This window comes from Acinetobacter sp. CIP 102136, assembly GCF_000369685.1.
Taxonomy (GTDB): Bacteria; Pseudomonadota; Gammaproteobacteria; order Pseudomonadales; family Moraxellaceae; genus Acinetobacter; species Acinetobacter fasciculus.
The window spans coordinates 791,111-802,965 of record NZ_KB850142.1; the positions used below are offsets into that span (position 1 = coordinate 791,111).

The following is an 11,855-nucleotide window of genomic DNA, read 5'->3' on the forward strand; positions in this document are numbered from 1 at the left end:
TAAATATGGAAATCATCGTCCAAGATGATTTTTTGTACTGAGATTGCAAGGAGGTGATTCAAGCATGGTTTAAAAATTACACTCTGTAACAATTACACAGCTTTTATGTATACCTATTGTAAATAGAGTAGTAATTCACTGAAATTGAATTAGGAATAACTTAAGCGGATAAAAGGCAATATGACGTCGAATTCAGGGGAAAAGTGGAAATTTTGAATAAATAATGAAAATATTTGAATTTTAGCTAACTGCTTACACAATCTTACAAAACTCACAGCCTTAGCGTATTGGTAATAAATCGTAGCAAATCTAGGTTAAAGTCTTCCTATTAGGCCTGTATTTGTTTGCTCATATTAATGTCACACCAAATACGGTGCATCGCCAAGAGTATTTTTTAGTGGACAATATGCTTCAAATCGAACCGACCCGCATTGAACGTGATTTATTGGGGGAAAAACAAATCCCGTTGCATAGCTATTATGGGATTCATACCTTACGTGCCATCGAAAATTTTAAGATTTCTGGATTGGCGGTGGGGCAACAAACGCACTTTATTCGTGCTTTGGCCCAAGTGAAAAAAGCTTCGGCACAAGCCAATCTGCACTTTCAAAAATTGTCCGAGCAGACCAGTACTGCCATTCAGAAAGCTTGTGATGAATTGATTCAGCATCCGGAAGCGTGGCAAACGGCATTTCCACTCGATCCTTATCAGGGCGGTGCCGGAACCTCCATCAATATGAATACCAATGAGGTGATTGCCAATATTGCCCTAGAAATGTCGGGCCATCAGAAAGGTGATTATCACATTCTGCATCCGAATGATCACGTCAATACCTCGCAATCGACCAATGATGTCTATCCAACGGCTTTGCGTCTGGCGACCTATAACAGTCTGGATGAGTTATTGAGCGTGCTTAAAGCATTGATTGACTGTATCGATCATAAAGCTGCCGAATTTGAATATGTCATCAAGATGGGACGTACCCAGTTACAAGATGCCGTGCCGATGACCATGGAACAGGAATTCCGGGCATTTGCCACCTTATTAAAAGAAGACCTGAAGCTGATTGGACAGATGCGACAGTTATTGCTGGAAGTCAATTTAGGCGCCACCGCCATTGGGACCGGGGTGAATACACCGCCGGGCTATGCCAAGCGGGTGGTGGAAATCTTGGCGCACCTGACAGGTTTACCTTTAAAAGGTGCAGCAGATTATGTCGAGGCGACCAGCGATTGTGGCGTCTTTATTATCTTGTCGAGCAGTTTAAAACGTCTGGCAGTGAAATTGTCCAAAATCTGTAATGACTTGCGCTTGCTCAGCTCGGGGCCGCGTACAGGGTTAGCTGAAATTCGCTTACCTGAGTTACAGGCAGGTTCTTCGATCATGCCGGCAAAAATCAATCCGGTAATTCCAGAAGTTGTGAATCAGATTGCATTCCGGGTGATTGGTAATGACTTAACCATTACTATGGCTGCGGAAGCCGGGCAGTTACAATTGAATGTCATGGAACCTGTGATTGCCGTGGCGATGAATGAATCAATTCAATTATTGACCCAAGGCATGCAAACCCTGAATCAGAAATGTATTGCTGGTATTCAGGCCAATGAACAGATTTGCTTAAGTTCCGTCATGCGCAGTGTCGGGATTGTGACCTTGCTTGAACCGATTCTGGGACATGCCAAGTGTGATGAAATCGGCAAACAATGTATGTGGGAAAATAAAACAGTGCCACAGGTGGTATTAGAGTTAGGCTTATTGAGTGAAGCGCAATTAGAAGAGATTTTTGCATTTGAAAATCTGGTGTCTGAAATACCTGTAGCAGAGAGTCAGCTCGAACAGGTTTCTTGATAGCATAAATTGTCTTGAAACAGCTCAAATCAACTGATCGTTGTGATTTTGACAATTTGCCTCAAGTTCGATATGTGGATTTGAGGCATTTTCATCTAGACTAGGGTCTGAACTTTATTTGGCTGGGTAAATGGCGATGTTTGATAAAATCAGTGCATTATTTAAAACTAATAAACCGACTGCTGCACAGCTATATTTAGACGAGCAGAATATCCAGCATGTCGAAGGCACAGGTTATATCGTGGATGGCATTGATTTAAATCAGGAACTGACCACACGCTTAGAATATTTGTCCAATCGCCGTCTAAAACAGTTTGATGATTTAAAAGCTTTATACGACACCGCGATGCTAATCAATGAAAAGATTGATCTGGAAATTGCCCATCAGCGTTTTAATGTGACTTTGGGAAATACCGAAGAGAACCTGCTGCAATTTAAAATGATCCTCAAGAAGTTAAATGATTATTATCGTAACTTTCTGCGAGAGAAAAAATAAGTGTTAAAAGTGGCTTGAAATCGAAGCGTATGGATGTGGCAAGACTGCATAAAAATAACAAAATATCCTGAGATCATCGTGCTAGTATAAGCCTCAGGTTATTTAGACTTTAAAGCTATATCCATGTTCCAACAAGAAATTTCCCAACTCAATTTACCACAACTCAAAGCAGGCGAGAAACGCTGGTTAGGCAATCTGCAAGGTTCCTCGACGGCATTGTTGCTCAAAGAAATCGTGCAGCAGCAATCGCGTTTATTTATCGTGATTGCACGTAATAATCAGCATTTGGGTCAACTGGAAAGTGAACTGGAATTTTATGGGGTTAAACCCACGATTTTTCCAGATTGGGAAATCTTGCCTTATGACCGTCTCTCCCCCCATCAGGATATTGTCTCGGAACGTCTGGCAATCTTATCCAATATGCCAAAAACTGGCGTACTGTTGCTGTCCGCCTCAACTTTGGCACAACGTGTGGCGCCGACCTCATGGATTCTGGGTGAGCATTTCGATATTCATGTCGGTCAGAAATTTGATCTGGAACAACAAAAGAAAAAGTTGATTCAGGCCGGTTATCATCTGGTCGATACCGTCTATGATCCAGGTGAATTCGCGGTACGCGGCAGTATCATGGATATCTACGCATCGGGACAGGAAGCACCGATTCGGATTGACCTGTTTGATGATGAAATTGAAAGCCTGAAATTTTTCGATGCCGAAACTCAGCGCACCACGCAAAGTTTACAGCAGTTTACCGTATTGCCGGCACAGGAATTTCCGCTCAAGGAAGGTCGTGCCACTTTCCGTGACCGCTATGCCGAATTTTTCCCGACCGCGAATCCAAAGAAAAACCCGATCTATCAGGATGTGATGGATGGCATAGTCTCGCCGGGAATCGAGTTTTATTTGCCCTTGTTTTTCAGCGCGGAAGCCATGCAAGGCCAAAGTTCACTGATTTCGTACCTACCGAAGAATGGCATTGTCATTACAGATAAGGCTCTGGACGAAAGTCTCAGCCAGTTTTGGCAAGATGTGGTGCGCCGTTATGAAGATCGTCGCCACAATGTCGACCAACCGATCATGCCGCCTGAAAGCCTGTTTTTTCAGACCAATCAGGTGCTGGAGCAGCTGAACCAGTTTGCACGCATCATTGCCGCACAAACATCTTTTGATCAAAAAGCTGGGGTATTGAATCTTGATACCCAGTTGCCACCGCGTCTGCCCGTAGATCCGAAACGTGAAAAACCGTTTCATGAAATCAAAAAATATATTGATCAGGCTAATCATCCGGTATTGCTAGTGGCTGAAAGTGCTGGACGCCGGGAAAGTCTTAAAGATGCCTTAAGGCCAAGTCTGGGTGATATCCCCACGGTTGAAAATTTTGATAGTTTTATTCAATCTCTGTATGCAATTGCCATTACCAATGCGCCTTTAGAGCGTGGTCTGGTATTGACCGATCGTGTCAGCGTAATTTCTGAAAATCAGCTGTATGAACATCGCGTGGTACAGCGCCGTCGCAAACGTCAACAGGAAGTTTCCGAAGAGTTTCTGATCCGAAGTCTAACTGAGCTGACCATGGGCGCGCCTGTGGTACATATCGATTATGGGGTCGGACGTTATGCCGGTCTGGTCACCCTAAGTATTGATGATCAGGATCACGAATTTTTGCAGCTGGATTATGCGGATGCCGCCAAAGTCTATGTGCCGGTGACCAATCTACACTTAATCAGCCGGTACAGTGGTGGTGATCCGGATCTGGCACCTTTGCATAAACTGGGTACGGACGCATGGAATAAAGCCAAACGTAAAGCGCTGGAACAGATTCACGATGTCGCGGCCGAATTGCTGCATATTCAGGCACGGCGTTCTTCCAAGCCCGGGATCAGTTTTGAAATCGATCAAAGCCTGTATATGCAATTTGCCAGTGGCTTTGCCTATGAAGAAACACTGGATCAGGCCAATGCGATTGAAGCGACGTTGCATGACATGCAGCAGGCCAAGCCGATGGATCGTCTGGTGTGTGGTGATGTCGGGTTTGGTAAAACAGAAGTCGCAATGCGTGCCGCATTTGTTGCAGTACAGAATAACCGGCAGGTGGCGATTCTGGTACCGACCACTTTGCTGGCACAGCAGCATTATGATTCATTCAAAGACCGCTTCGCCGACTGGCCAGTCCGGATTGAAGTGCTGTCACGTTTCGGCTCTTCCAAAGCACATACCAAGACCATTGACGACCTGATTGAAGGTAAAGTCGATATTGTGATTGGTACACATAAGATTTTGCAGGAAAATGTTCAGTTTAAGAATCTTGGCTTGATGATTGTCGATGAAGAGCATCGTTTCGGGGTGCGCGACAAGGAACGAATCAAGGCGATGCGTGCCGATGTCGACATGCTGACACTGACTGCAACTCCAATTCCACGGACACTGAATATGGCCTTTAGTGGCATGCGTGATCTGTCGATTATCGCCACACCGCCGGCACGCCGTCTTGCGGTGAAAACCTTTGTGCAGGAACATACCGATGACACCATTAAAGAAGCGATTCTGCGTGAATTGCTGCGCGGTGGTCAGGTTTATTTTCTGCATAATGAAGTTGATACAATCGATCGTGCCGCCGAGCATATCCGTAAACTGGTGCCGGAAGCGCGGGTGATTGTGGCCCACGGGCAGATGCGTGAACGTGAACTGGAGCAGGTGATGCAGCAGTTCTATCACAAGGAATACAATGTTCTGGTATGTTCGACCATTATTGAAACCGGGATTGATGTTCCGAATGCCAATACCATTCTGATTGAACGTGCTGACAAGCTGGGCCTGGCACAATTACATCAGCTACGCGGACGTGTAGGACGCTCACACCATCAGGCTTATGCCTACTTAATGGTGCCGTCTTTAAAAGCCTTAAAAGGTGATGCAGAAAAACGTCTGGATGCCATTCAGCGTGCTTCGACCTTGGGTGCCGGTTTTATGCTGGCAACCGAAGATCTGGAAATTCGCGGCGCAGGTGAGTTACTAGGTGAGCAGCAGAGTGGTTCGATGCAGGCTATTGGTTATAGCCTGTATATGGAAATGCTGGAAAAAGCCACCAAAGCCATTCAAAAAGGCAAAACGCCAAACTTCGATGCACCATTGTCATTGACTGCCGAAATTACCCTGCATATGCCAGCGTTGATTCCAGATGAATATCTGGGTGATGTGCATCAACGTCTGTTGTTCTATAAACGCATCAGTAATACTGATACCCAGGAAAAACTGGACAATATCCGGATGGAATTGATCGATCGTTTTGGTATACCGCCGCAACCGGTCAAACAGCTCTTTGCTGTACATCAGATTCGATTGAAAGCCGAGCAGCTTGGTATTACTAAAATTGATATCAGCAGTCAGGGTGGGCATATTGAATTTGCACCGGATACTCCGGTTCAAGCCATGACGATTATCCAGATGATGCAGAAACATCCGACCTATTTCCGGATGGATGGCGGTCAACGTCTAAAAGTCATGGTCATGCTGGAAGACTATCAAAAGCGGATTCAGTTTATACAGGATTTACTGGACAGTCTGCTTAAAGAATTGCACTGATTTTATTCGATTAAATCAGCCTGAAAATTCAGTTTGGATTTCATTTTCCAATGAAGTTTGCAGGAACAACAGGCTTGATTTTTTTAATGAATTGTTTACAGTAATTGTTGTGATGTGCTTCGCAACAAATCATGAGAATTTGTCTTTAAACACATTGCTTTCAATATTCAGCTTCAGTTGGATATGTTAGTATTAGCCATCATTCTAATTTTGCATCATTTATAAAGATATGTTTAGTTTGCATCCACAACTTGCTCAAGATACGTTTTTTGTAGGCGACTTTCCTTTGTCAACATGTCGTTTGATGAATGATATGCAATTTCCCTGGCTCATTCTGATTCCACGTGTGCCGGGTGTCTCTGAATTATATGAATTGAGTCAAGCTGACCAAGAGCAGTTTTTAAGAGAGTCAAGCTGGTTATCAAGCCAGCTGGCACGTGTTTTCCGTGCAGATAAAATGAATGTAGCAGCGCTGGGTAATATGGTGCCGCAATTGCATTTTCATCATGTAGTTCGTTATCAGAACGACGTTGCATGGCCGAAGCCTGTTTGGGGTACACCTGCTGTTCCTTATAGCAGTGAAGTATTGGCACATATGCGTCAAACCTTAATGCTGGCTTTACGTGGTCAGGGCGACATGCCATTTGACTGGCGCATGGACTAATCAGCCAAGGCATTCCGAGAACCATGAACAGTTGCGGACTTCAGGGAGGGAGTGAGTGCAATTAGACGACTGGATTCAAAAAGAACCCCATCAGTTTGAGTATTTCCATCGCATGATGGGATACATCATGCTGTCTGTGGTTCTGGTCGTCTTTCATTACACTGAACCAGATACCCAGTATCAGCTTTTTGTTCCATTTTTTTTGTTTCTGGTTTTGCTAATTACACCGAAACTATCTCGCTGGCTGATCTATCGTCATGATTATCACATCCGGCGTAATATTCTTTTCCTGATTGATGTCATTGTCATTTCGGTGGTTTTGGCGGCCGTGCATCTGGACTTGGTCTTGTCCTTGCTGGGTCTGGTCGCAGTGCTCTATACCGCGATCAGCAATAAAATTTCATTTATGATGGCATCTCTAGCCAGCCTGATCGGGATTACGCTTTTTTATCTGGCCAATATTCTGGTCTTTGGGTTTAATAATTATTTCGAACCGACCAGCAGTGAGTTGACCGTTTTAGGCTTTATCTGTCTGATTACCTATTTTGGTGTCGGAAGTTTTTATCAAAGTGGTCGTGTGCAATACATGACCCAGAAAAAAGACCATTATTTCGAACAGATGAACCGTTATATGGAATTTGCCAATCAGCTGAGTCGCTATGCGCCCGTGCAGTTATGGCAATCCATTATGAAAGGTGAATCTGAAGCCAAAATTGAATATAAACGTAAAAAGTTGACGATCTTTTTCTCTGATATTCAAGGCTTTACAGAGCTATCTGAAACTCTGATTCCAGATGATTTAGCATTCCTGTTGAATGACTATCTTCGGCATATGACCGAAATCGCTAAAAATTATGAAGCGACTGTCGATAAATTCATGGGTGATGCCATCCTGATTTTCTTTGGTGATCCGAACTCCGAAGGTGTGGAACAGGATGCTAAGAACTGTATGGAAATGGCATTGGCGATGCGTCAGCAAATGAAATTGCTGCGGGAACGCTGGATTAAAATGGGTTATCCGCCACTGCATATCCGCATGGGGATTTCAACCGGTTATTGCCACGTAGGGAATTATGGGGCTACGCATCGTATGGCTTATACCATTGTAGGACGTGATGCCAATCTGGCAGCGCGTTTGCAAAGTGCAGCGGAAGTCGATGAAATCCTGATTTCGGAAGATACTCATAATCTGATCAAAGATGATTATCTTTGTGCACCGAAAAAGCCGATATTCTTGAAAGGCATTAAAGCACATGTAAGAACCTGGCAGGTCATGGAAAAATATGCGTCTCAGAAAGTCGAGTATCAGCGCTGGTTCGATTATGAATATAAGGGCTTTCATTTATTGCTGAATCTGGATGAAGTGCAAAACTTTGAATATCCTGAGCTGATTCATGTACTAGAAAAAATGATTAAACGCATTGAAACTCAGCAGAAAATGACCAATTCACAAGGTATTGTCAAATTGAAGCTTGAGGATGAAGTAATTGAACACATTTAAAGTTCATGTAAATTTACTTTAATTGTTTCTTATAAAGAGAAAAAACCACGCATGAGCGTGGTTTTTTATTTTAGCCTGCAACGAAAATCTTAGTGATTTTCTGACGCATGGTTAATGGTGTATTTTGGAATTTCAATTTCCAGATCTTCATCGTCCAGTTTAACCTGACAAGAAAGACGTGAATCAGGTTCTAAACCCCAGGCACGATCGAGTAAGTCAGCTTCAACATCATCCATTTCTTCCAGGCTGTCAAAACCTTTGCGTACCACTACATGGCAGGTGGTACACGCTGCTGACATATCGCAAGCATGTTCGATTTTAATGCCATTTTTTAGCAGGCTTTCGCAAAGATTGGCATTTTGTTCGACTTCAAACTCAGCACCTTCGGGGCAAATCTGCGCATGTGGAAGAACTTTAATACGTGGCATAGTCGTTACCTTAAATTAGTTTGAGTTTGACCAGTCGTCGAGTTTAGTGCCCTTAAGAGCTGCATCAATATGTTGATTCATACGTGCTGCTGCAAAAGCATCACTATGTATTTTAAGCTGTTCAACGGCAGATTCAATCGCTTTGATATCTGAACCCTGAAGCTGAGTTTCAAGTTGTGCTTGCGCAGTTTGCAGTGCTGCAAGTTGATCTTCAGTCAACAGACCGGCATCCGCTTGGAGTGCCTGAACCAGTGCTTCCAGCTCACGCTGTGCTTCCACTTTGGTTTCATTCAAATGACGAAGATTCTTATCTTCTTCAGCGAACTTATAACCGTCTAGCAACAGACGTTCAGTATCTTCACCCGATAAACCATAAGATGGTTTGATATCGATTTGAGCCGTCACGCCAGAGGTGGTTTCTTTGGCAGATACAGTCAGCAAGCCATCTGCATCGACCTGGAACGTCACTTCAATACGTGCCTGACCGGCAGTCATTGGTGGAATGCCATGCAGGACAAAACGCCCTAAACTACGGCAATGCTCAACCAGATCACGTTCACCTTGAACCACATGAATCAACATGGCAGTCTGGCCATCTTGATAAGTCGTAAATTCCTGACGACGAGCGACTGGAATCGCAGTATTACGCGAAATTAATCGTTCAACCAGTCCGCCCATGGTTTCAAGACCAAGAGACAGAGGCGTCACGTCTAATAGTAATGAGCCATCAGTTGAGTTGCCAATCAATTGGTTCGCAGTAATTGATGCGCCAATCGCAACCACTTCATCCGGATTAATAGTGCATAGTGGTTCTTGATTGAATACTTCACGCACGGCTTTTTGTACTGCATAAGAACGGGTTGAGCCACCGACCAAAACGACATTTTGAATGTCATCCAGTTCAAGCTTGGCATCACGCATCACACGCTTACATACGCTGATGGTCTTATCCAAAGCAACTTTAATGATCTCTTCAAATGTCGGACGGTCAAGCGTCAATACCTGATCAAGCAATTTGAGTTGAACTGAATCTGCATCAGACAAAGCTTCTTTGGCTTTACGTGCTGCAACCACAAAATGTGCATATTCTGCATCATTCAAGGTGTCAATATTCAGTTGTTTCTTGGCCCATTTCAGGATCAAACGATCTAGGTCATCACCACCGAGGGCAGTGTGGCCACCGGTTGCCAGAACTTCAAACACACCTTGACTAAAACGCAGAATCGAAACGTCAAAGGTACCACCACCCAAGTCGTAGATCACATAGTTGCGATCTGTACTTAGATTGCTTTCCTGATCGAGACCATAAGCAACAGCAGCAGCGGTTGGCTCATTCAACAAACGTAAAACATTCAAGCCAGCAAGTTGAGCAGCATCACGGGTTGCCTGACGCTGTGCTTCATCAAAGTAGGCCGGAACAGTAATAACGGCACCATTGACCGGATTTTGCAGACTGGCTTCAGCGCGGTCTTTCAACTGCTTTAAAATTTCTGCAGAAATCTCAACCGGCGTCTTACGGCCTTGTGCGGTTTCAAAAGCCGGCATTTCATTCGCTTCACCAACCAACGCATAAGGATGCTGGAATTTGATGTCAGCTTTCGAGCGACCCATAAAACGTTTTACAGAAACGATGGTGTTTTTAGGGTCAGTAGTAATGAAAGGCGCAGCTTCATTGCCGTATTGAGTCTGTTGTTCTGCATAATGCACGATAGAAGGAAGTAGCACACGACCTTGTTCGTCATTAAGTACTTTGGCTTTACCTGAAAGAACCGTGGCAACCAAAGAGTGGGTGGTGCCTAAATCGATACCAATCGCAATGCGGTGTTCATGTGGTGCACTTGATTGACCTGGTTCTGCAATTTGCAAGAGAGCCATAGTGTTACATCCTTTGCACGTTAAATATTAAATACTAAAAATTAGAAATCATCATCAAGATCAAAGCTGTCATCGTCCAGGAAGCGGTCTTCCGCTTTGTCGATATCGGCCATGACTTTAACGAAGAAGCGTAGTTTGCGCACTGTATCGCGTGCTTCGGCCCAGTCTTCATCCGCATAATCAATTTTGAACTCGCGAACCAAGCCCTCAATCCATTGCTGGACTTCGACTTTCAGTGAAGTTAAATCTTCAGCAGAAGTTGCATCGTCAAGTTGTTCACGAATTTCCAGAGCGTCCTGCAAGAATTCAAAATCACTGATCGACTGATCTAAGTGATAATCCTGTTTCTTGAGAGACAGTAAATACGCTGCACGGCTATCGACCGCTGACAAGGTTTTAAATGCCTGATTGATATCACTTGATTTAATCAGAGCCTGATCTTTGTCTTCAGCTTTATCTGGGTGATATTGTTGCTGCAACTTTAAAAATTCAGTCTTTAAAGCCGCTAAATCAATATCGAGTGCTACAGGAAGGTTGAACAACTCAAAATGATTCATGGGAGATGGGATCCGCGATTAATGTGCAAAAGTAACTGTATAAATGCAATTAAAACAGTGTGAAACACACTGTTTTAATGTCAAAAAGAGAATAACTGCCGGGTTTATACAGTGAAAGATTCACCACAACCGCATTCGCCTTTTTTGTTGGGGTTGTTAAATTCGAAGCCTTCGTTCAAGCCGTTTTTAACATAGTCCATCTCCATACCTTCAAGATAAACCAGGCTTTTCGGGTCAACGAATACTTTAACCCCAAACTGCTCAAAGGCTTGGTCATGTGTATCGACTTCATCGACGAACTCGAGCACATAGGCCAGACCAGAACAGCCTGAAGTTTTCACACCAACGCGAATGCCTTCACCCTTACCGCGATTTTTTAAATAATTGCTGATATGAGTTGCAGCATTTTCAGTTAAATGGATCATGAAAACTCCGTTAAAATTTCAAAACGTGGAACAATTAAGCTTTAACTTTCTTGCTACGGTAGTCTTCTACAGCTGCTTTGATTGCATCTTCAGCAAGAACAGAGCAGTGTACTTTTACTGGTGGAAGTGCAAGTTCAGTTGCAATATCAATGTTCTTGATCGCTTGAGCTTGATCCAAAGTTTTACCTTTGAGCCATTCGGTCACAAGTGAACTTGATGCAATGGCAGAACCACAACCATAAGTTTTGAAACGTGCTTCTTCAATCACGCCTTCATCGTTTACCTGAATCTGTAAACGCATCACGTCACCACATGCTGGCGCACCAACCATACCAGTACCAACGTTTTCAGCATTTTTATCTAAAACGCCAACATTACGAGGGTTTTCGTAATGATCAATTACTTTTTCGCTATAAGCCATGTTGCTTCTCCAAACCTCGGGGTCAGCCTCAGTATTAAATATGGGGGTAAAAAAACT

The 11,855-nt window shown here is 43.7% G+C and carries 10 protein-coding genes; 5 read left to right on the top strand and 5 right to left on the bottom strand.

The window, feature by feature from the left end:
* The first annotated feature begins 406 nt into the window (after positions 1 to 406).
* The 5 genes from aspA (at position 407) to F893_RS09350 (ending at position 8,092) form a co-directional block, all read left to right on the top strand.
* Entirely contained in the window at positions 407 to 1,849 is a 1,443-nt protein-coding gene (gene aspA, locus F893_RS09330) for an aspartate ammonia-lyase (RefSeq protein WP_034436399.1), read from the top strand.
* A gap of 130 nt (positions 1,850 to 1,979) precedes the next feature.
* Positions 1,980 to 2,345, top strand: coding sequence for a hypothetical protein (locus F893_RS09335; RefSeq protein WP_004646758.1), 366 nt, complete (start codon positions 1,980 to 1,982; stop codon positions 2,343 to 2,345).
* Positions 2,346 to 2,468: 123 nt separating this feature from the next.
* Positions 2,469 to 5,927 carry a transcription-repair coupling factor gene (gene mfd, locus F893_RS09340; protein WP_004646759.1) on the top strand — a complete coding sequence of 1,153 codons (3,459 nt, stop codon included), beginning with the start codon at positions 2,469 to 2,471 and terminating at the stop codon, positions 5,925 to 5,927.
* Between the two features lie 229 nt (positions 5,928 to 6,156).
* The gene (locus F893_RS09345; protein ID WP_004646760.1) at positions 6,157 to 6,591 is read left to right on the top strand and encodes an HIT domain-containing protein; all 435 of its coding nucleotides are present in this window, start codon (positions 6,157 to 6,159) and stop codon (positions 6,589 to 6,591) included.
* Positions 6,592 to 6,646: 55 nt separating this feature from the next.
* Complete coding sequence (locus tag F893_RS09350; RefSeq protein WP_004729820.1) at positions 6,647 to 8,092, top strand: adenylate/guanylate cyclase domain-containing protein; 1,446 nt, start codon at positions 6,647 to 6,649, stop codon at positions 8,090 to 8,092.
* Positions 8,093 to 8,181: 89 nt separating this feature from the next.
* On the opposite strand, the gene fdx is transcribed toward F893_RS09350, so the two are convergent.
* From fdx to iscU, 5 genes are all read right to left on the bottom strand, one after another.
* A complete protein-coding gene (gene fdx / locus F893_RS09355; RefSeq protein WP_004279821.1) occupies positions 8,182 to 8,520 on the bottom strand; it encodes an ISC system 2Fe-2S type ferredoxin in 339 nt (112 codons plus the stop codon).
* 15 nt (positions 8,521 to 8,535) lie between these two features.
* Complete coding sequence (hscA, locus tag F893_RS09360; protein ID WP_004646762.1) at positions 8,536 to 10,395, bottom strand: Fe-S protein assembly chaperone HscA; 1,860 nt, start codon at positions 10,393 to 10,395, stop codon at positions 8,536 to 8,538.
* A gap of 41 nt (positions 10,396 to 10,436) precedes the next feature.
* The gene (gene hscB / locus F893_RS09365; RefSeq protein WP_004646764.1) at positions 10,437 to 10,952 is read right to left on the bottom strand and encodes a Fe-S protein assembly co-chaperone HscB; all 516 of its coding nucleotides are present in this window, start codon (positions 10,950 to 10,952) and stop codon (positions 10,437 to 10,439) included.
* Between the two features lie 104 nt (positions 10,953 to 11,056).
* Positions 11,057 to 11,377, bottom strand: coding sequence for an iron-sulfur cluster assembly protein IscA (iscA, locus tag F893_RS09370; RefSeq protein ID WP_004279817.1), 321 nt, complete (start codon positions 11,375 to 11,377; stop codon positions 11,057 to 11,059).
* 34 nt (positions 11,378 to 11,411) lie between these two features.
* Positions 11,412 to 11,798 carry a Fe-S cluster assembly scaffold IscU gene (iscU, locus tag F893_RS09375; RefSeq protein WP_004279815.1) on the bottom strand — a complete coding sequence of 129 codons (387 nt, stop codon included), beginning with the start codon at positions 11,796 to 11,798 and terminating at the stop codon, positions 11,412 to 11,414.
* Positions 11,799 to 11,855 lie beyond the last annotated feature (57 nt).